Source organism: Methylobacterium sp. EM32, assembly GCF_040593685.1.
In the GTDB taxonomy this organism is placed as follows: domain Bacteria; phylum Pseudomonadota; class Alphaproteobacteria; order Rhizobiales; family Beijerinckiaceae; genus Methylobacterium.
The window spans coordinates 1-20862 of sequence record NZ_JBEXZS010000234.1 but is presented as its reverse complement, the minus strand read 5'-3'; the positions used below and the strand labels follow the sequence as shown (position 1 = coordinate 20862).

The following is a 20862-nucleotide window of genomic DNA, read 5'->3' as shown; positions in this document are numbered from 1 at the left end:
AGTCCCCGTAACTGACGCGGCGACAGACCTTTCCCTCATCGGTCCGGCGGTGTCCCGTCGGCAGGGCTGTTGGCCGGGCTCGTGTCGCCCGGGCCGAGGGGGCGCTGCATCAGCACCGTGTCGAGCCAGGTGCCATGCTTCCAGCCGACGGATCGCAGCACCCCGACATGCCGGAAGCCGAGGGCGGCGTGCAGGGCGATCGAGGCGGCGTTGTGCGAGTCACCGATCACCGCCACCATCTGGCGGAAGCCTGCGGCCTCCGCCTGCGCGACCAGCGCTTCCAGGAGGCGCCGGCCGAGGCCGCGCCCGGCCTGGTCCGGCCGGACGTAGACGGAGGTCTCGACCGTGCCGCGATAGGCCGGCCGGGTCCGGTACGGGCCCGCATAGGCGTAGGCGACCACGAGGCCCGACCGCTCGGCGACGAGATAGGGGTAGCCGCCAGCGACGAGCTCGGCCCGGCGCCGCCCCATCTCGGCCTCGTCCGGCGGCTCGAGCTCGAACGAGGCCCGGCCGGTGGCAACCGCGTGGGCGTAGATCGCCGTCACCGCCGGAAGGTCGGCCTCGGCGCAGGGACGCAGAAGCACGTCGCCCTCGAAGGTCCCGTCACCTTGGGTCCCGTCGCCTTGCGCCATCCGCGTCGATCCATCCGGTGGAAACGCCGGATCCTGCACCTTCTGGCGCCGCCCGCGAAAGCCTATATTCACGTCATGTCCACCCCATCCCCCGGACGCCCCCCGGTCCGCCGCCTCGACCCGGTCCTCGTCGACCGCATCGCCGCCGGCGAAGTGGTCGAGCGGCCGGCCTCGGCGGTCAAGGAGCTGGTCGAGAACGCGGTCGATGCCGGGGCCTCCAGCATCGCGGTGACGATCGCGGCCGGCGGGCGCAAGCTGATCCGGGTCGTCGACGACGGCGGCGGCATGAGCGCGGAGGACCTCGCCCTCGCGGTCGAGCGCCACGCCACCTCGAAGCTGCCCGACGGCGACCTGGAGCGCATCGACACCCTCGGCTTTCGCGGCGAGGCGCTGCCGTCGATCGGTGCGGTGGCGCGGCTCGCCATCACCTCGCGGGTGCCGGGTACCGACAACGGCCACGTGATCGTCGTCGATGCCGGCGAGAAGGGGCCGGTGCGCCCGGCCGCTGCCCAGCCCGGGACGCGGATCGAGGTGACGGACCTGTTCGCCGCCACCCCGGCGCGGCTGAAATTCCTCAAGTCCGACCGGGCCGAGGCCACGGCGGTGGGTGAGATCCTGCGACGCCTCGCGGTCGCCCACCCGCAGATCCGCTTCACGCTGACGGGCGAGGGCTCCTCGTCCGCGGGCCTCGTCTTCCCGGCCGAGACCGGGTCGGGCTCGTGGCTGCGCCGGCTGGTAGCGGTGCTCGGCCCGGAATTCGGCCAGAACTCGGCTCCCTTGAGCCTGGAGCGCGAGGCCTTCGCCCTCGACGGCCATGTCGGCCTGCCGACCTTCCACCGGGCGGCCGCCACCCACGTCCACTTCGTCGTCAACGGCCGGCCAGTGCGCGACCGGCTGCTGCTCTCGGCGGTGCGCGGGGCCTATGCCGACGTGATGGCCTCCGACCGCCATCCGGTCCTGGCCCTGGCGCTGACCTGCGACCCGGCCCTCGTCGACGTCAACGTCCATCCGGCGAAGACCGAGGTGCGCTTCCGCGATCCTGGCCTGGTGCGCGGGCTCATCGTCAGCGCCATCCACGAGGCCCTGCGCCGCGAGGGCGGGCGCAGCTCCTCCACGGTGGCGGCCCGCACCCTGGAGAGCCTGCGGCCGGCGGTGACGCCGGCCTCCATGCCCTCGCGCCCGCCCGCGAGCCTGTTCTCGCGCCGCGACGAGACGGTGCCGTCCCGCCCGACCGGATCGGGCCGGCCGGAGGACTTCGAGCGCGATTTCGGCGGTGGCATCGGTGGCGATCCGGGTTCTCCGCCGTGGGAAGCCCGCGAGCCGGATCAGGCCGCCTACGAGGGACCACCCGCCGAAGGCTTCGGCGAGGGGCGCCAGGCGCATTTCTCCGGCGACCTCGCCCTGCCGAGCGCCGACCAGCGCATGCCCGCAGCCGAGGCGACCTCCCAACCCGCCGAGCAGCATCCCTTGGGCGCGGCGCGGGCGCAGCTGCACGAGACCTACATCGTCGCCCAGACCCGGGACGGCATCGTCATCGTCGACCAGCACGCCGCCCACGAGCGGCTGGTCTACGAGCGGCTGAAGCGCGAGCGCGCGGGCGGCGGCATCGCCCGGCAGATCCTGCTGATCCCCGAGGTGGTCGAGCTCGATCCCGTCGAGGCCGACCGGCTCGCCGACGCGGCGGACTCCCTTCAGGATCTCGGCCTCGTCCTCGAGGCCTTCGGTCACGGCGCGGTGCTGGTGCGCGAGGTGCCCTCCGCCCTCGCCGGCGGATCCTTGCGGGCGCTCCTCACCGACGTGGTCGACGCGCTCGTCGAGGGCGGGGCCGATCCGCTCGCCCGCCGCCTCGACGCCGTCCTGTCGCGGATGAGCTGCCACGGCTCGATCCGCGCCGGCCGCCGCCTGCGGCCGGAGGAGATGAACGCGCTCCTGCGCGAGATAGAGGCGACCCCGTTCTCCGGTCAGTGCAACCACGGCCGGCCGACCTATGTCGAGCTGAAGCTGTCGGACGTGGAGCGGTTGTTCGGGCGGCGGTGAGGCGCATGCCTCCCCGGTGAGGGCTTTTCGGGCCGCACGGCCCTCGCTTACGATCGCGCCCGGTTTACCCTTGGAGTTTCGGCATGCCCGCTCTGCGGCACGACGCGCGCGTCGACCTCGACGGCTACGACCGTCTCTGCGCGGCGGCCGAGGACGGGGAGCGGCTCGAATATATCGACGGCCAAGTCTTTCGCATGATGGTCGGCGGCTCGACCGCGCATCACGCCCTCACCCGGCGCCTCGATGGGCTCATCGCGGCGCGCCTTGCCCCCGGCGGCCCCTGCGCCTCGTTCCGGGAGACGATGCGGCTCGAGGCCGGCACGGCGCGGTTCTATCCGGATGTCTTCGTCGCGTGCGGCGACGGCGTCGTGCCCGATCCGGACACGAAGGGCGTGGCCGGCGCGGCCGTGATCCTGGAAGTCCTGTCCCCCTCGACCGAGCGCTACGACCGCGGCCGGAAATGGCTCGCCTATCAGCGCCTGCCCGAGTTGCGCCACTTCGTCCTCGTCGCCCAGGACCAGCGCCGGATCGAGGCGTATCACCGCGAGGGCGCCGGCTGGCGCTACGAACTCCTCCAGACGCCGGACGCCGTCCTGCGCCTCGACGCGATCGCGGTCACGCTGCGGCTCGACGAGATTTATGCCGTCGTCCCGACCCTCGCCACGGAGAGCGAACCCCGCCCGCCGCTCGCCGTCTTCGGGCCGGCGCAGGTCGCGCGCATCGCCGGCCTGAAGGGCCTTGCCGTCCCCCCCGGCATCGAGGCTCTCCTCGCCGAACTCGATGCCGAGGAATGCGCGGCGGCGGTCGCATGCCTCGTCGGGACAGAGGGTCTGCCGAGAAAAGAGCAGTGGAAGAATATCTTGCCGGAGCGGCTGCACTGCAGACTTGCGGCAGCCCTGCGCGAAATATCATAGTGCCGGTCAGATGCGAGTCGTCTGATCTGTTGGAATTCTACGGGCGGACGTCCGCGCGAGCAGGTTTCGGCTGAGGGGCCGCCGCTCGTCCCAATTTAGGTATGGACCGATCCCCTCCAGTGCAATCGGTCGCAGCATCACCTAGTACAGAGTCAGTCCGTCCCGATTTTCACGAACGGAAATATCCTGTATAGAGAGCCCGAACGAGCGCCAAAGCTCGCATCCTCACCTGGGCAAGCCTCTCCTCCATCGGCTCCCGGCGACGCATGGCGTCGCATCCGGGCCGGATACCCGCGGCCGACGTCCCCGCACCCGATCGAGCCGGCACGAAGTCCGGCCCCGGACCGCCCGCACGGGATGGCATCCCGCCCGGGACGACGTCCCGCACGAGGAGACGCTCCATGGACATCCGCAAATGCGCCGCCGAGGGGATCGGCACCTTCTGGCTCACCTTCGCCGGCTGCGGCAGCGCCGTCGTCGCGGCGGCCTTCCCGCAGGTCGGCATCGGCCTGCTCGGGGTCTCGGCCGCCTTCGGCCTCACCGTCGTCACCATGGCCTACGCCATCGGCCACGTCTCCGGCTGCCACCTCAACCCGGCGGTGACGATCGGGCTCGCCGCGGGGCGGCGCTTCCCGGGCCGGGACATCGTGCCCTACATCGTGTCGCAAGCGGTCGGCGGCGTCGCGGCGGCGGGGCTGCTCTACGTGATCGCCTCCGGCGCGCCGGGCTTCGACCTCGCCAAGGGCTTCGCGGCCAACGGCTACGGCGAGCACTCGCCCGGTCAGTACTCCCTCGTCGCGTGCTTCCTCGCCGAGGTGGTGCTGACCATGATGTTCCTGTTCGTCATCATGGGGGCGACCCACGGCAAGGCGCCGGTCGGCTTCGCGCCGCTGGCGATCGGGCTCTGCCTCACCCTCGTCCACCTCGTCGGCATCCCGATCACCAACCTGTCGGTCAACCCGGCCCGCAGCACCGGCCCGGCCCTCGTCGTCGGCGGCTGGGCGGTGGCGCAGCTCTGGCTGTTCTGGGTCGCGCCGATCATCGGCGGGGCGCTCGGCGGGGTCCTGTACCGCTGGCTGAGCGAGGAACCCGCGGCGCAGGTCACCGGAATCCCGACCGCCGCGGCGACGCACTGACGGGCCATGACCGGCCCGGCGGGGTTGCCCGGTGCAACTCCGCCGGGCTTCCGATCGCGTTATCGCGCTTCACCCGGCCGCGACCTCGTCGAGGCGCCCGGCCGGGTCGTGCGGTTCGAGGCCGCGTCGGTCGCGGGCATCGCCCACGACCCGGCCGGGCACGCCGACCACCAGGGCGAAATCCGGCACGTCGCCGACGACGACGGCGCCGGCGCCGATCATCGCGCCCCGGCCGATCGCCAGTCCGGGCAGCACCGTGGCGCGCGATCCCAGCGACGCGCCGGGGCCGATCCGGGTCGGCCGGGCGCCGTCCCCGTCGCCGATCACCACGCCGTGCCCGACGAACACGCCCTCGCCGAGCTCGACCGATTGGCCGAGCACGCTGTGCGAGGAGACCTTGCAGCGCGCGCCGATGCGGCTGCCCGCCCGGATCTGCACGAAGGGCCCGATCCGGGCGCCGGCGCCGATGCGGCAGCCGGCGAGATCGACGAGGTCCGGATGCGTGATGCTGGCGCCCTCCTCGAGGGACACGTCGGTGATCGGCATGCGGGCGGGCTCCTGTCCGTCGGTTCGCGGGCTTCGGTGAGCCGTGCTCGTTCGGCTCAGCCTCGAAGAAGATCGTGGGGAAGCCTAGGCCGCGGCCGCGCCGCCCGGCAGCACAGGCTTTGGGGGCGGCGGGCCCGGCCAGCCTCGACCGGCCGGGTCGGGTGGGCTGGGCCGGTCCTCCACCCTCCGGGGAGGCACCGCCGCCTTCGGGAGGAGGCGGGGGCGGCGAGGCCGGACCAAAGGGGTAGGGGACGGGCGATCGGCGGAGCCCCGCCTCCGCCGCCCGGGCTCCTCCGGGCCGCGCCTACGCCGTTCCGCGGCGTTCCGGCGCCGCCCATGCCGGACGTACACCTCGGAGGGTCACGGGCGACGCTTCGGGATCGAGAGATCACGGGGTGCCGTCCGCGGCGGCCACCAGCGCCCGCGGGGGAGCCGCCGATCCCGGATCCCCCGCCGCGGTCGAGCCGAAGAGAGCGCGATCTTGCTGAACAACCCGATCTGGACCGACCCGTCCCTCGCCCCCCGCCTTCGGGACGACCCGCCGGAGACGCGCAGCCTCGAGGTCCGCGACATCCTCGCGTTCCTCCGCCGCCGCCGCGCCCGCATCCTCGCCTGTGCCCTTGCGGGGGCGGCGCTCGGCGCCCTCTTCGCGATGGCCTCGACCCCGGTCTACACCGCCCGGGCGCAGCTGGTGATCGATTCGAAGATGCCGCCGCTCTTCGCCGAGCCCGGCGGCGAGGCGCGCTTCGCCATCGATACCGGCCAGATCGCCAACCAGGTGGCGATCCTGCGCTCCGAGAAGGTCGCCAAGATGGTGATCGACAAGCTCGGGCTGCGGGGCGATCCGGAATTCGCCGGCGCGAGCCTCAGGCTCCCGGCCTGGGCCGCAGGCTTGCAGGAGCGCGCGGTCGCCCTGTTCGAGCAGGCCCGCGCATCCTTCAAGGGCGCGACCGGGCGCGCCGAGGCGGAGGTCGACAGCGGCCTCGAGGCCGAGCGGCGCCTCCTCGACACCTTCGCGGCCCGGCTCGACGTGCGTCGCGCCGGCCTCGCCTACGCCCTCGACATCACCTTCTCGGCCCGCGACCCGCAGAAGGCGGCCGACATCGTCAACGCCGTGGTCGAGCAGTTCCTGCGCGAGAAGATGGAGGCCCGCATCGAGGCCTCGCGCTTCGCCACCGACTGGCTCAACGAGCGGGTCGACCGGTTCCGCAACCAGATGAACACGGCGATCCGCGCCGTGCAGGAATTCCGCGCCACCCACAATTACCGCATCCGGCGCGGCCGGCGCGACGATGCCGACGGGCCGGTGGCGAGCGCCGGCAGCCAGATCGTGCCCCGGGCGCCGGCGGACGACGAGCCCGGCACGCTCGAGGAACTCGAATCCGCCGCCGAGACCTCGCGCAAGGTCTACGAGAGCCTGCTGGTGGTGCTGGCCGAGGCAGTGCAGCGCCAGAGCGCCCCGGTGGCCGATTCCCGGGTCATCACCGCGGCGACCCGGCCGCTGTTCCGCTCCAATCCCGGCCTGCGGCTGACGATGCCGGCGGGCGCGGTGGCGGGGGCCGGGTTGTTCGTGATGGTCGGGGTCGCAGGGCTCCTCCTCGACGGGCGCGCCCGATCCCGGCGCCAGGTCCGGGCCGCGACCGGGCGGGACTGCCTCGGCTGGATCCCGGCCCGGCCGGCGGGGCGCGCAGGGCTTCGCCGCCGCGGCCTGACCGACGAGGCGCGGCTCTGCGCCGGGCTGGCGGAGGGCCTGCAATGGACGCGGCTCTCCCTCGCCTCGGCCAACCACGCCGTGCCCCTGCGCACCATCGGCCTCACCGCAGCGGGGCGCACCTGCGGGCGCACCAAGGCACTCGCGGCGATCGAGCTCGCCCGTCTCTACACCGCCGCGGGCGCGCGCGCCCTGGTGATCGACGCCGATTCCGCCGACCCGGTGCTGCGCGAATCCGGGATGGGCGAGGGGGTCGTCGCGGATCTCCGCGGCTTCGGCGCCCGGGCCCCCGGGATCCCGCACAAGGAGAGCTGGCGCGCGCATGTCACGGCGCTGACCGACGGGTGCGACGTGCTGCCCCTCGCGCACGAGATGCTGCCCTCGCCGCACTGGCTCGGCTCGCCCGCCATGGAGGCGCTGCTCACCAGCCTGTCCGACGCCTACGACGTGGTGATCGTCGACCTGCCGCCGGTCGGCCGCTCGGCCGCCACCGTCGCGCTGGCGCCGCTCCTCGACGGCGTGGTCCTGATGACCGAGTGGGGCCGGACTCCCTTGCGGACCCTGACCGAGGCCTGCGAGGCCCTGGAACACGCCCGCGCCCGGATCCTCGGCACGATCACCACGGAGGTCGACCTGACCGCAATCGATGGCTGAAATAGAGCCTCTCAGAGAAGCTTAACGCCCGTCAGTCAGGCATATCATGCATGATTGACGGGCAAATCGGCATGATGACGCCAGTTGCATGCGATCAATGCATATCGCAGCTGCGAGATCGATGATTGTTGCGACGCAGCATCGGCGGCATGGTCGGGGATAGGAACCACAGAGTTCCACCCCGCCTCCCAACTCGGAGCCGAACCCATGGCCTCCTCGCCGTCGATCACCGCGACCCGTTCCGTCGCTTCCGCCCGGGCTTCCGCGAAGCCGGGCCTGTTCGCCAAGATGATGCGTCTCTGGGCCGAGCATAACCGCCGCGTCGCCGAGTTCGGGATCCTGCCGTTCTGAGGCGGGTGGTCCGGGAAGGTTCCTACCGATCGCCGGCATGACGAACCTCGACCGGATCGACGCTCCGCACACCCTCCGCGTCATCCCGGGGCCGCGAAAGCGGAGCCCGGGATCCAGAACCGCAGATGGTGCAGAACCAGGCGAGACGCGGTCGGACCTTTTCCGAGCGACCTGCGTCTCTCGATTCCGGGCTCCGCTGTCGCGGCCCCGGAACGACCCTGTGAGGCGGAGCCGGAAAGGGGACACGTCCCCTGTTGAATCCCCGCTCACCCACATCCCTCACGCCGGTCCGCTTACCTCCGCCTCCCGCGCCCGGCGCCCGGTGATGCGCTCGACCATCGGTTCGGCGAGCGCGTGGTAGAGCCCCTCCGGGCAGACCAGCTTCGAGGCCGCGTCGGCGAGGAGTGCCGCGACCATCAGGGGGATCACCAGGGCGTGGTTCTCCGTCATCTCGGCCACGATGACGAACGAGGTGATCGGCGCCTGCAGCACGCCGGTCAGGTAGGCCACCATCCCGACCAGCACCACGGCCCCGACCGGCACGTCCGTGAACAGGCCGGCGATCTCGGCGCCCAAGCCTGCGCCGACCGCCAGCGAGGGGGCGAATAGCCCGCCCGGGATGCCGCTGATCGACGACAGCGTCGTGGCGACGAATTTCAGCGGGCCGAACCAGGCATGGGTGTCGGCGGTGCCGTGCAGCAGCGCCTTCGCCTGCTCGTAGCCGGTGCCGTAGACGTGACCGTCGGTCGCGAGCCCGCACAGGGCGACGCCGAGGCCGCACAAGGCCGCGAACAGCACCGGCCACCCCGACACGAACCGCCCCGCCGCGCCGGGCAGCCCGCGGGCGACCGCGATGACGATGCGGCTGAACAGCCCGCCGGCGAGCCCGCCGAGGATGCCGCAGAGCGGCACCACGGCCCAGGCGCGCAGCGGCAGGGTGTCGGCGGTGGTGCCGAAATAGGTGTAGTTGCCGACGAGCGCGAGCGAGGTCAGGCCCGCCGCGATGATCGCCCCGAGGATCAGGCTCGAAGTCTTGGCCTCGTAGGCGCGGCTGAGCTCCTCGATGCCGAACACGATGCCGGCGAGCGGCGTGTTGAAGGCCGCCGCCACCCCGGCGGCGCCCCCGGCGAGCAGGAGGCCGCGCTGGCGCTCCGGCGCGAGCGGCCCGGCCGCCGCCATCAGGGCCGCGCCGACCTGCACCGTCGGCCCCTCGCGCCCGGTCGAGGCCCCGCAGAGCAGTCCCAGCGTCATCACGACGATCTTGCCGGCGGCGGTCCGCAGCGAGACCAGAGGGTGGCGCAAGGCGGCGTCCTCGATGTCGCGGGCGGCGATCACCTGCGGAATGCCGCTGCCCTGCGAGTTCGGGAAGACCGTGCGGGCGAGCAAGGCCGCGACCCCGAAGCCGACGGGCGTGAGGAGCAGCGCGATCATCGGCGAGATCCCGAGCACCGCCCGGAACCCCGCCTGCGCCGCATCGGCCAGGTAGGCCATCAGCACCGCCGCGGCCCCGACCGCGACACCCCCGATCACGAACAACCCGCGCCGGACCCAGATCCCGGCGAGATCCCGCGACCCGGACAGCCGCCCCCGCAAACCCCGCACGCGCCGCAACTCCCGTCGTTCGACCTTGACGGGCCACCTTGGACGAAACCGCCGGAAATGCGAAGCTCGGGCCGCATAGAACGGGCGGGAGGACGCGGCATGCGGGTGCTGGTCGTGGGAGCCGGCGCGACCGGCGGGTATTTCGGGGCGCGGCTCGCGCAAGCGGGACGGGACGTGACCTTCCTGGTCCGGCCGGCCCGGGCGGCGCGGCTGGCCGAGAGCGGCCTCTCGGTGAAGAGCCCGCTCGGGGATTTTCGGGTCGAGCGACCCGCCACCGTGTCGGCGGGCGCGATTCGCCAGCCCTTCGACCTCGTGCTCCTGAGCTGCAAGGCCTACGACCTAGGCAGCGCCCTCGACGACGTCGCCCCGGCGGTCGGGCCGGACACGATGGTGCTGCCGATCCTCAACGGTCTCGCCCATCTCGACGCCCTCGACGCGCGCTTCGGCGCGGAGCGGGTGCTCGGCGGCTCCTGCGCCATCGCGGCGACGCTCTCGCCCGAGGGCGAGATCGTGCAGATGAGCGACCTGCACGCGCTGACCTTCGGCGAGCGCGACGGGACGCGCTCCGAGCGGATCGCCCGCGTCGCCGGGGTGATGGAGGGGGCGGGCTTCGCGGCGCGCCTGAGCGAGAAGATCCTGCTCGAGATGTGGGAGAAGTGGGTCTTCCTCGCGACGCTCGCCTGCGGCACCTGCCTGATGCGCGCGCCCGTCGGCGACGTCGTCGCCGCCCCCGGCGGGCGCGACGTGATGCTCGGCCTGCTCGACGAGTGCCGCGGCATCGCGGCCGGGGCCGGCCACGCGCCGCGGGACAAGTTCCTGGAGACGAGCCGCGGCACCCTGACGGCGGAGGGCTCGCGCTTCACCGCCTCGATGCTGCGCGACATCGAGCGGGGCGCCCGGATCGAGGCCGACCACATCGTCGGCGACCTCCTGGCCCGGGGCCGGGCGGCGGATCCGAGCGGGACCTGGCCGCATCTCGCCGCCGCCTACACCCACCTCAAGGCCTACGAGACCCGGCGGGCGCGGGAGCAGGGCTGAGCACCAGATCATACGAATTCCGCATAATCGGTTCCGATGCAAGTCGAGCGCATCTCCCCTCTCCCGTTCGGGAGAGGGGAGATGCGCTTAATCTTGACCTGAACGGATCAAGCGGAATCTGTATTGCGCGCCCCGACGAGGATCGGGGAGGGCGGTCGAACCGTCATCCCCGCATTCTAAGGATGGTGTCTTACGCGGCGCCGCGGAGGATCTCAGGCTTACTGCGACGAGAAGGTCTGGTTCGCGCCGCCGTTGCAGGTCCAGACCGCCGTCGCCGCGCCGGCCTGGGTCGAAACATTCAGGACGTCGAGGCAGAGATTGGTGTTGTTGACCGAGACGAGGGCGTTGCCGCCGGTCTGGCCGCGCGACGTCCAGGCCTGGTTCGTCCCGCCGTTGCAGGTCCACTGGTTGATCGGCGTGCCAGGCCCGGCCGGCGGCTTCGACAGGTTCACGTCGAGGCACTTGCCGGACGCCTTGTTGACATAGGCGATGCCGCCGTTGCCGGCCGTCCCGGTCCAGGTCTGCTCGGTCGAGCCGGTGCAGGGTTGCTGCGTGACGGCGCCCCCGTCACTGGTATCGCCGCCCGCGATCGACAGGCACAGACCCGAATGCGCCGCCTTCAGGACCGAGCCCGTGGGGGTGAGGCCCGAGGCCGGGCAGAACGAGGCGTCCTGGTTGTAGCTCGGACCGCCATCAGGCTTGGCGATGTAGAAGGCGAAGTTCTGGTGGCGCAGGTAGTAGCCAGGCCAGTCGATCGATTCGTAGGACGTGCAGGTTCCGGTGTTGCAACCGCAGGTACCGGCGAGGCCGGCGCGCGGGGTGAACGTCGAGCCGCGCTTGAAGACGTCGCCGCCGTCGTTGGCATGCTGGAAGATCTGGAAGTTCTGGTGGCGCAGGTACTGGCTCGCGTTGCTGCTGGCCTGGAACGAGACGCCCTGGCCGGCGAGACCCGGCACCAGCCGGAAGGTCGCCTGCTGGCGGTCGCTCGCATTGGCCGGCACGACGAGGCGGGCAGTGCCGCCGACATTGGTGAGGTAGCTCGTGGTGTAGTTGCTGGCCTGCAGGCTCACCGCCGCGCCGGTGGCGACGCTCGTTCCGGTCCCGCCGGTGCCGCCGGTGCCGGTCCCGCCGCCCGTGCCGCCGCCGGCCGTCCCGCCGGTGCCGGTGCCGGTCTGGCCGCCGGTGGTCCTACCGGCCGCCGCCGGTGCCGAGACCTGGCTCGGCGCCGCGACGCCAGCGCCGAGCGCGATGATCACACCCGGCGAGGGGACGCCCTTCTGGTCGACCGCGACCACCTGGTAATAGCCGGGGGGGGCGACGTTGGCCGAGCCCGGCGCCTGCATCGTCACGGCGGTGCCGTTCTGGCTGAAGGCCGCGACGATGCGGCGCTGGCCCGAATTGAAGCTGTGTGTCACCGCGCTCAGGCCCACCAGCACCACCTGCGACAGGCCGTTCGAGGCGGTCAGCTCGAATTGCAGCGAGCCGCCATGCTGCAGTTGCACCGTGTTCAGGCTGACGATCTGCGGCCGCGGGGCGAGCGCCACCTTCCCGTTCGCACTGGTGAACAGGTAGGGCGGGTAGAACACCTCGGCGTTCTGGTTGTTCACCGGCCCCGGCGCACCGCCGCCGGCGATGAGGAGCGCGCCGTTCTGCATCAGGATCGCGGTCGAATGGTAGCCGCGATAGACCCCGCCCGAGGCGCCGACTGACCAGCGGCCGGTCTTCGGATCCCAGATCTCCGATTGCAGCACGGTGTCGCCGCCGGCCCGGTCGTTGAACTTGCTGCCGCCGGTCACCGCGACCTGGCCCGTGGGCAGGACCGTGGCGTTGGCCCAGGCGCGCCCGACGCTCATCGGGTTGGTGTCGGTCACCACCGGATTGCCGGTATTAATGTCGATGATCGAGGCGCGGCTGCTCGACAGGAAGCCGTTGCCGTTATCGTAGCTGTTGCCGCCGACCTGGAGGATCTTGCCGGTCTCGTACATCGCCGCGGTCGAGACCGGGCCGACATTCGGCGCGTCGGTCGCCGAGTTGGCATTGCGCTGCGGCTCCTTGAAGTTCATCGCCGTGACCGCGCCGTTCCCCGACGGGTCGAGGAACCACATCTTGTCGGCGGTGATGCCGAACACCTTGCCGTTCGGGGCGACCCAGGCGCGGGGATACCACCACCGGCTGTTCTCGGGCCCGAACGCGTCGCGGCTCTTGGCACCGAACAGACTCTTCCACTGAGAGCCGTCGTAGATCTCCGGGGTCATCCCGGTCATCAGGCCCTTGTCGATGCTGCCTTGGGTGTCGGCCCAGCCGCCCTGGTAGGGGTAGGAGCCGCCCATGATGAGCTGCTGGCCGTTTGGCAGCGTCAGCATGGTCGAGTAGTAGCGGTCGTTGGCGAGCCGGGCCGTGACAGCGAAAGCGCCGTTCGCGCCGTTCGGGACGCTCTTGACGACGAGGCTGCCCTTGTCGTTGCCGTTGTCGAAAATGCCGCCGGAGGTCATCAGCGATCCGTCGGTGCGCAGGGCCTGCGCGCTGCAGAAGCTGTTGACGCCGCCGACGCCGGCATAGGTCGTGTAGCCCTGGCCGAGACCCTGCGACGGATCCCAGAAGGTGAAGGTCCGGCCGTCCTGGACGCCGGGATTGCCGGCGGCGGTGCCGTAGGACACGATCCGGCCGCTCGGCATCATCGCGAGCGAGATGGCGTTCATCGGCCAGTCCTTCACGCCCGAGAAGAGGCCGGCCGTCGGCGCGGTGTCGGGCAGCGGCAGGCCCGACATCAGCGGGTCGGCGACCTGATTGACCACGATCCCGAACTGCGCCGCCTGCGCCGGGGCGAGGAGACCGGTCGCCAGCACCGTGGCGGAGAGGAGGGCCGAGAGGAGCGCGTCCTGGCGCAGCCGCATGCGGCGCCGGTCGGCGGCGTGTGTCGCGTCGATCATGGGGAGAACTCTCGCTGGAAGGTCAGGGCGTGTGCGGGGCGGGTCCGGTGCGCCGGGGCGGCGCGTCGAGGCCCTGTGCGACGAGGGTCGGGTCGGCGAGATCGCCCCCTGGAGAGAAGGCGGTCGCCCGGCGCAGGTGCCGCTGCGCTCTCTCGCGGCTCGGCCGACGCGGTACTGGGGATGCCCCAGAGGGGCGGGCCGACCGCGAGGGTCGCCATATCCATGAATCCCGGCCGCATGGCTCGATTCTGCCCGTCCGACTGTGTGCTGTCCCAGTGCCGAACCTGACGGAAGGATGTTTATATCCGGTAATCGGCCGCGGATAACGAATCATGACCAGATTTCCGCAGCGGAGTGGCGCGCCTTCGCTGGGGAAGATTGGTCTAGGACACTGCGTAAAAGGCCATCAGGCTTAACGAGACGGGATGATGTCTGTTAGAAACGTCGTTATCGGATGAAGCCGGGCGGTGACCCGGACCGCGGCCTCGATGCCTGGACGGAGAGCGTGACGTCGTTCGCGGATGGCGCCGGGCGATTTACGCCAGGGGAGGGGCTTCGGACGGGATCGGGGAGCACGATCCGATCGCGTCGCGACAGCAATCTCGATGCCGAGAGCCATTTAAACAAACGGAGACAATATCTCGACGAGATTTTCCTCCCATCTGCGACCTCATCCTGAGGTGCGACCAAAGGGAACCTCGAAGGAGGCCTCCAGTTGCCTCGGTGGCTTCGGGAAACCTCCCTCGAGGGCAGTCGATCTTCGATCGACCGACACCTTAGGGCCTGTTTGAGTTGGCCGACCGCACTGAAACCCTCGATGTCATCCCGGGGCCGCGGAGTGGAACCCGAGACCCATCACCGCCGAGGATGCAGAAGACGTCGGAACGCGTTCCGCGTCACCCTGCACCGTCAGCGATTATGGAGCCCGGGTTCTCGCCTTCGGCGAGCCCCGGGATGACGTAGAGAGATATCGGTCTATTTGCCGATCGTTCGGCGAAACCGCTCAAACAGGCTCTCAGGATGAGGTCGTGGGTGGGATAGACGTGACCGATCGGTCGGACCGGCTCCTGAATCCGCGGCAGACCGGCATCCGCCCCGCCCCGCGAGGCTCAAGCCAGCGTATAGGCCTGGTAGAGCCGGCTCGCCTCGGCGGTGACCGGGCCCGGCTGGCCGGTGCCGATGCGGCGGCCGTCGATCCGGGTCACCGGGGTGATGCCGCCGAGCGTCCCTGTCACGAAGGCCTCGTCGGCGGCGTAGGTCTCCGCCAGGGTGAAGTCGAGCTCGCGCACGGTGCCGCCGCTCTCGCGCCACAGCTCCATCACCTTGCGGTGGGTGATGCCCTTGAAGTTGCACCGCCCCGTCGAGGTCCACAGCTCTCCCTTGCGGACGATGAAGAAGTTGGTCGAGTTGCAGCTCGCCACGAAGCCGGACGGGTCGAGCATCAAGGCCTCGTCGGCGCCGCAGTTGATCGCCTGGATCAGCGCCTGGATGAAGTTCAGGCGGCTGTGGGAGTTGAGCCTGAGGTCGAACACGTCGGGCGTGCTGCAGCGGATGGTCGAGGTCATCAGCGTGAGGCCGGCCGCCTTGGCCTCGGGCCGCGGCGTCTTGTACTCGGCGATGATGACCACGGTGGCGCGGCCGAGCGCGAAGCGGGGATCCTGGTTCGGCGTCTTCTTCCGGCCGCGGGTGACCATCAGGCGGATATGGGCGCCGTCGGTCATGCCGTTGCGCGCGAGCGTCGCCCGGATCGCCGCCACCATCTCCTGGCGGGTGAGGCCGATATCGAGGGCGATCGCGCCGGCGCCCTCGTAGAGCCGGTCCATGTGGTCGTCGATGGCCAGGAGCTTGCCGTTGACGAGGCGCAGGCCCTCCCACACCCCGTCGCCGAGGACGAAGCCGGCATCGAAGACCGAGACCGAGGCTTGGTCGCGGGAAAAGAACTCGCCGTTGATCGAGACGAGCACGCCGTCGTTGCGGGGATCGTCGAGGTAGCCCTGCGCGCTCGCCGCGCTGGAGGTCTGTGAGCCGGACACGGGATGGTTCCTCGGTTGATCTTTTGGAGGTTGCGTCAGAACGCGAACTCGCTGTGGCGCGCCAGGAAGGTGCGGGTGCGCTCGCCGCGCGGAGCTTTCAGGACCTCGTCGGGCGTCCCGGATTCGTAGAAGCGGCCGTCGGCCAGGAAGACGACCCGCGTGGCGAAGTGGTAGGCGAAGCCGAGCTCGTGGGTGACGAGGAGCATGGTGCGGCCCTCCTCGGCGAGCCCGCGGATCACCCGCAGCACCTCGCCGACGAGTTCGGGATCGAGCGACGAGGTGGGCTCGTCGAAGAGCAGGATCTCCGGGTCCATCGCGAGCGCCCGGGCGATGGCCACCCGCTGCTGCTGGCCGCCCGAGAGCCGGCTCGGATAGGCGTCGCGCTTGTCGGAGAGGCCGACCTTGCCGAGTTCGGCCTCCGCCCGCGCCAGGGCCTGGCGCCGGGGCACGCCCTTCACGGTGACGAGGGCCTCCATCACGTTCTCGACAGCCCTCATGTGCGGGAAGAGGTTGAACTGCTGGAAGACCATGCCGACGCGCCGGCGCACGCTGCACAACTCGCCCTCCGGATAGATGGTGGCGCCGTCACGCCCCGGCCGGCCGAGCACGCGCCCGTCGAGGGCGATCCGCCCGGAGGTCGGGACCTCCATGAAGTTCAGGCAGCGCAGGAGCGTGCTCTTGCCCGAGCCGGAGCCGCCGATGATCGCGACGCGCTCGCCCGGCATCACCGCGAGGTCGATGCCGCGCAGGACCTCATGCGATCCGAACGACTTGTGGAGGCCTTGGACGTCGAGGAGAGGGATCGTCATCGCGGGCGAAGGCCTTTCAGCTGCGGGCGGCCAGCCGCCGCTCGAGGCGGGCGGAGAGGACGCTGCCCGGATAGATCAGGACGAAGTAGACGATCGCGACCGTCGTCAGGATCTCGAGCGGGCGGTAATAGGTCGAGCTCAGCAGGCGGCCCTGGTACATCAGCTCGTGCACCGAGATCACGGAGGCGAGTGAGGTCACCTTCGCCAGCTCGATGCCGCGATTGGTGAAGGCCGGCAGCATGCGTCGCAGGACCTGCGGCAGGACCACCCGCCGCATCACCTGGGCCCGGGTCATGCCGAGGGCCCGCGCCCCCTCGAACTGGCCCTTCGCCACGGACTGGATCCCGCCGCGAAAGATCTCGGCGCAATAGGCCGCCGTGTTGAGGGTGAGCGCGAGCAGGGACGCGGCGAACGGCGACAGCTGCAGGCCGATCACGATCGGGAAGGCGTAGAAGAACCAGATCAGCTGGATCAGGACCGGCGTGCCCCGGAAGAGCTCGACGGCGCCGAGAGCCGGCCGGGCGACCCATCCCGACCGGGACAGGCGGGCGAGGCCGAGGAGAAGGCCGAGGACGAGCCCCGCCGCCATGGCCGGCACCCAGAGCTGCACCGTGACGAGGAGGCCGCGCAGCAGCACCGGCCAGTTCTGCGCCAGCAGGCTGAAATCCCACTCGTAATCCATGCCCCGAGACCTCAGCGGTAGGCGGTCAGGCGCCGCTCGGCGCCGCGCGCCAGCGCACCGCAGGTGACCAGCAGCACGAGGTAGAGGAGGGCGACGACCGTGTAGACCTCGAGCGGCCGGAAGGTCTGGCTGTTGACCTGCATCGCCTGGTAGAGAAGCTCGCCGTAGGCGAGGGTGGAGGCGAGCGCCGTGGTCTTCGTCAACTCGAAGGAGCGCTCGACGAAGGGCGGCACCATGCGGCCGACCGCCTGCGGCAGGATCACCCGCCGCATCGCCTGCGCCCGGGTCATGCCAACCGCCTTGGCGCCCTCCCACTGGCCGCTCTCGATCGACACGATGCCGCCGCGAAACACCTCGGCGTAGAATGCCCCGGACTGGGTCGACAGCGCGAGGATTGCCGCGGCGAGGGGATCGAGGCTGATATCGGCGAGCACCGGCAGCGCGTAGAAGAACCAGAAGAAGTGCACGATCGGCGGCGTGTTGCGGTAGAACTCGATGAACGCCGTCGCCGGCGCCCGCAGGAGCCGGGATGGGGACAGCCGCATCAGCGCGAGGCCGAGCCCGAGGCCGACGCCGAGCACGATCGACATGGCCGCGATCTTGACGGTGTTGACGAGCCCGAGCGCCAGCATGTCGAGGTGGCGCAGGACGGGCATGAAGTCCCAGGCGTAGGTCACGGCCGTCCCTCCCGTTTGAGGGTCGTCAGACCCACTTCTCCCGCGCGAGGCCCGGGACGGTCGCGGGGTCGATGCCGCGGGTCCGCAGATAGGCCGCGAAGGAATCCTGCGGTTTGCCGGCGGCGTAGAGGGCGGCGAAGCGCTCGCCGAGCCAAGTCTTGAAGGCCGGGTCGGCGTCCCGGCGGATGCCGGCGCTGGTGGCGACGGGGGTGACCGGCTTCATCAGGACGACCTTGCCGAGCTTGAGCCGGGCATACTGGACGACGAGCGCCGGGTGGAACTGCGCCACCGCGTCGACGCGCTTGGCCGCGAAGGCGGCCACCGCCTCGTCGTTGTTGGAGAAGCGGCTGATGCTCGCCGTCTTCAGGGTCTCAGTCACCATGCGGTCGACCGAGGTGCCGAGCGTCACGCCGATGCGGGTGCCGGGCTTGTCGAGGTCGCTCCAGGCGGTCGCCGTCTGGTCCGGCCGGACGAGGGCGCCGGCGGCGTAGTAGAAGAGCGGACTGTCCGGGAAGTCGATCGCCTTGCGGCGCTCCTCCGTCGGGTCGAGCACGAACATGACGTCGATCTGGTCGGCCTGGATCGCCGCGACGCAGTTCGCCCAGCTCGTCTCGACCGGCACCATCGTCACCCCGAGATCGCCCGCCAGCGCGGTGCCGAGGTCGATGCCGACGCCGCTCCAGGTTCCGGCCATCGGGTCCTTGAAGAACCACGGCTCGGCCGAGGTGACGCCGATGCGCAGGCGGCCGCTGCGCTTGATGCGGTCGAGCGAGGTCTCGCCCAGCGCCGCCACGGGGGACGGGCCCGCGGCGGCCGCCGCCGCAGCGAGGGCGAGCGCGAGGACGTCGCGGCGACGGGTCATGGGTCTCTCCTGCACGGGGCGCTCCTGGAATTTGATCGGGATACGGGGTGGGCTGTCACGCGCGCCTCTCGGGCAGGCGCTCGCGCCCGTCGAGGAAGGCCTTCGTCTGCTCGGCGCCCCGGCGCATGTGGCTCTCGATCTCGTTGCGCATCGCCGCGAGGTCGTTGCCGAGAGCGAGGCGCAGGTAGTCGTCGTGGCCGTCCCGGCGGGGGCCGCGCAGGCCGTGGGCCCGGTGATGCGCCGCCCAGTAGAGCTGCAGCCGGCCGCGCAGGCCGTGCCAGATGGTCAGCAGGAAGGAATGCCCGGTCGCTTCGTAGACCGTGCCGTGGAAGCTGAGCTCGGCGAGGATGCTCGCCTTGTCGTCGCCCGCATCGATGGTCGCCGTCAGGGCCTCGTGCCGGCGCCGCAGCTCGGTCCGGAATTCCTCGTCGCGCCGGTCCCACAGCTGCTCGAAGGCGAAGGTCTCGAGGTTGCGGCGGATCGAGTAGATCTCGTCGACGTCCTTCACCGAGATGTCGATGACGTAGGTCCCCGTATAGGGAACAGCCTCCAGGATGCCTTCCTCGACCAGCTGACGGATCGCTTCGCGCAGCGGGCCGCGGCTGACGCCGAACTGCGCGGCGAGCGTCGTCTCGACGAGCTGGGAGCCGGGCGCGATGTCGCCGCCGAGGATCGCGCTGCGCAGGCTGTCGGCGATGCGGCTGCGGAACGTGTCCTTCGGCACGCGGGGAAAGCCGTCGGTCGGGGAAGTCGCGCGTCGAGCGGTCATGCAGGCCTCGTCGGTCGTCGATTGTCAACAATCGACGACCTGATGCAAGAGGCGGCATGCAGGTTGTGTGGGCAACGGTCGCCCCTTTGGCAGACATGGCGAGGCACTGCGAGCACGGGCATGGCCGGATGCCTCGATCCTCACGGCAGCTCGGCAGCGGGGGAGAGCGACGCGTGCGCGGCGAGGGGAATTCGCCGACGCACCCACGCGCGCGGGACCGGCACCGCCTTCGTTCGCATAAGCGGTTTTTCTCAGAGAATGTCCCGTTAACCGGCGGGCCTCATGCTCCGGGCATGACCAACGCCGAGATCATCGAGCTGTGGCTCGACGCCCTGGCCGCCGAGCGCGGCACCGCCGCCTCGTCTCTCACGACCTATCGCCGCGACGTCGCGTGCTACCTCGGCTGGCTCGGCGAACGCCGCCTCGCCGAGGTGACCCGGCAGGACATGGTCGCCTACCTCGCCCATCTCGACCAGCGTGCCCTGTCGCATTCGACGATCAGCCGGCGCCGCTCGGTGGCCAACGGCATCCACCGCTTCATGGTGGCGGAAGGTCTTGGGACCGGCAATCCGGCCGCCGAGCTCCAGCCGATGAAACGACCCGACCGCCTGCCGTTCACGCCGGGCATCGAGGCTGTCGACCGCCTGATCGAGACCGCCCACGCCCTGGCCCGGGACGGATCGGTCGGGCTCTACCGGCAGGCCGGCTATGCGCGGCGCGCGGCGTTGCTGGAGACGCTCTACGCGAGCGGCATGCGGGTCTCCGAGGCGGTGACGCGTCCGGCCGACGCGGTGCGGCCCGGAACCCGGATGATTCATGTCCGCGGCAAGGGCGGCAAGGACCGGCTGGTGCCGCTCCACGACCGGGCGGTCGAGGCGATCGGCTGGTGGCGCGAGCTGGCGGGCCGGTACGGCTCGCGGTCCGACGTCTGGCTGTTTCACCGGGTCTCGAACGGCGAGCAGCACCTGACGATCGACGCGGCCTTGAAGGAGATCAAGGAGACGGCGGCCGCGGCCGGGATCCCGAATGCCTCGCGCTGGTCGCCGCACAAGCTGCGCCACGCCTTCGCGACTCATCTTCTGCAGAACGGCGCGGATCTGCGGGTGATCGGCGAGCTCCTGGGCCACGCCGATCTCGGCACCACCGAGGTCTACACCAAGGTGAACCTCGCGCGCGCGCAGAAGATGGTCCGCGACCTCCACCCGCTGTCGGACGCATCGTCGTAAAGCCAGCGCGGGCTTGCCGGTGCCGACGACCCCTGTCCCGGAAAACGGCAGGACGACCGCGGTGGCGCCCGAGGGAGGCACGGCGAGTTGACAGGCGAGCCGGCTACCCTTAAACGACCGCTCACCGACGGGGCGCCGAGACGAACGGCCAGCCCTGCAGGACTTCCCGAGAGAGAGTGAAGCAAGGGCCAGGGCAACCCGGCGCTGCTTTCTGTTCTCTAAGGGTACGAGATCTGGCTCCGGCCCGATCAGC

The 20862-nt window shown here is 71.0% G+C and carries 17 protein-coding genes; 7 read left to right on the top strand and 10 right to left on the bottom strand.

The window, feature by feature from the left end:
• Positions 1-35 precede the first annotated feature (35 nt).
• A complete protein-coding gene (locus ABZT49_RS29195; RefSeq protein ID WP_355291388.1) occupies positions 36-632 on the bottom strand; it encodes an N-acetyltransferase family protein in 597 nt (198 codons plus the stop codon).
• Between the two features lie 75 nt (positions 633-707).
• On the opposite strand from ABZT49_RS29195, the gene mutL reads away from it, so the two are divergent.
• The 3 genes from mutL to aqpZ all read left to right on the top strand — a co-directional run bounded on the left by mutL (position 708) and on the right by aqpZ (position 4719).
• Positions 708-2669 (top strand): DNA mismatch repair endonuclease MutL, encoded by a 1962-nt coding sequence (gene mutL, locus ABZT49_RS29190; RefSeq protein ID WP_355291386.1) that lies wholly within the window; start codon positions 708-710, stop codon positions 2667-2669.
• A gap of 83 nt (positions 2670-2752) precedes the next feature.
• The gene (locus ABZT49_RS29185; RefSeq protein ID WP_355291384.1) at positions 2753-3583 is read left to right on the top strand and encodes a Uma2 family endonuclease; all 831 of its coding nucleotides are present in this window, start codon (positions 2753-2755) and stop codon (positions 3581-3583) included.
• Positions 3584-3984: 401 nt separating this feature from the next.
• A complete protein-coding gene (aqpZ, locus tag ABZT49_RS29180; protein WP_355291383.1) occupies positions 3985-4719 on the top strand; it encodes an aquaporin Z in 735 nt (244 codons plus the stop codon).
• A gap of 69 nt (positions 4720-4788) precedes the next feature.
• Here aqpZ and ABZT49_RS29175 read toward each other — a convergent pair whose 3' ends face one another.
• Positions 4789-5265, bottom strand: a complete 477-nt coding sequence (locus ABZT49_RS29175) for a DapH/DapD/GlmU-related protein (protein ID WP_355291381.1) — start codon at positions 5263-5265, stop codon at positions 4789-4791.
• Between the two features lie 481 nt (positions 5266-5746).
• On the opposite strand from ABZT49_RS29175, the gene ABZT49_RS29170 reads away from it, so the two are divergent.
• Both ABZT49_RS29170 and ABZT49_RS29165 read left to right on the top strand, forming a co-directional pair.
• A complete protein-coding gene (locus ABZT49_RS29170) occupies positions 5747-7630 on the top strand; it encodes a Wzz/FepE/Etk N-terminal domain-containing protein (RefSeq protein ID WP_355291379.1) in 1884 nt (627 codons plus the stop codon).
• Between the two features lie 207 nt (positions 7631-7837).
• Complete coding sequence (locus ABZT49_RS29165; RefSeq protein ID WP_355291377.1) at positions 7838-7981, top strand: hypothetical protein; 144 nt, start codon at positions 7838-7840, stop codon at positions 7979-7981.
• 279 nt (positions 7982-8260) lie between these two features.
• Here the strand turns inward: ABZT49_RS29165 and ABZT49_RS29160 are convergent, their stop codons facing one another.
• Positions 8261-9592 carry a chloride channel protein gene (locus ABZT49_RS29160; protein WP_407943594.1) on the bottom strand — a complete coding sequence of 444 codons (1332 nt, stop codon included), beginning with the start codon at positions 9590-9592 and terminating at the stop codon, positions 8261-8263.
• Positions 9593-9682: 90 nt separating this feature from the next.
• On the opposite strand from ABZT49_RS29160, the gene panE reads away from it, so the two are divergent.
• Positions 9683-10621: a 2-dehydropantoate 2-reductase gene (gene panE, locus ABZT49_RS29155; protein WP_355291373.1), complete on the top strand. Its 939-nt coding sequence runs from the start codon at positions 9683-9685 to the stop codon at positions 10619-10621.
• 218 nt (positions 10622-10839) lie between these two features.
• Here panE and ABZT49_RS29150 read toward each other — a convergent pair whose 3' ends face one another.
• The 7 genes from ABZT49_RS29150 to ABZT49_RS29120 form a co-directional block, all read right to left on the bottom strand.
• Complete coding sequence (locus ABZT49_RS29150; RefSeq protein WP_355291371.1) at positions 10840-13551, bottom strand: AbfB domain-containing protein; 2712 nt, start codon at positions 13549-13551, stop codon at positions 10840-10842.
• Between the two features lie 1109 nt (positions 13552-14660).
• Positions 14661-15584, bottom strand: coding sequence for an aminotransferase class IV (locus ABZT49_RS29145; RefSeq protein WP_355291369.1), 924 nt, complete (start codon positions 15582-15584; stop codon positions 14661-14663).
• 35 nt (positions 15585-15619) lie between these two features.
• Positions 15620-16393, bottom strand: a complete 774-nt coding sequence (locus tag ABZT49_RS29140) for an amino acid ABC transporter ATP-binding protein (RefSeq protein ID WP_355291367.1) — start codon at positions 16391-16393, stop codon at positions 15620-15622.
• A 16-nt stretch (positions 16394-16409) separates the two neighbouring features.
• Positions 16410-17075: an amino acid ABC transporter permease gene (locus tag ABZT49_RS29135; RefSeq protein WP_355291365.1), complete on the bottom strand. Its 666-nt coding sequence runs from the start codon at positions 17073-17075 to the stop codon at positions 16410-16412.
• 11 nt (positions 17076-17086) lie between these two features.
• Positions 17087-17752, bottom strand: coding sequence for an amino acid ABC transporter permease (locus ABZT49_RS29130; protein WP_355291363.1), 666 nt, complete (start codon positions 17750-17752; stop codon positions 17087-17089).
• Between the two features lie 25 nt (positions 17753-17777).
• A complete protein-coding gene (locus ABZT49_RS29125; protein ID WP_355291361.1) occupies positions 17778-18614 on the bottom strand; it encodes a transporter substrate-binding domain-containing protein in 837 nt (278 codons plus the stop codon).
• A gap of 55 nt (positions 18615-18669) precedes the next feature.
• Entirely contained in the window at positions 18670-19383 is a 714-nt protein-coding gene (locus ABZT49_RS29120; RefSeq protein WP_355291360.1) for a GntR family transcriptional regulator, read from the bottom strand.
• A 293-nt stretch (positions 19384-19676) separates the two neighbouring features.
• Here ABZT49_RS29120 and ABZT49_RS29115 point away from each other — a divergent pair, with 293 nt between their 5' ends.
• A complete protein-coding gene (locus tag ABZT49_RS29115) occupies positions 19677-20609 on the top strand; it encodes a tyrosine-type recombinase/integrase (RefSeq protein WP_355291358.1) in 933 nt (310 codons plus the stop codon).
• The last annotated feature ends 253 nt before the right edge of the window (positions 20610-20862 follow it).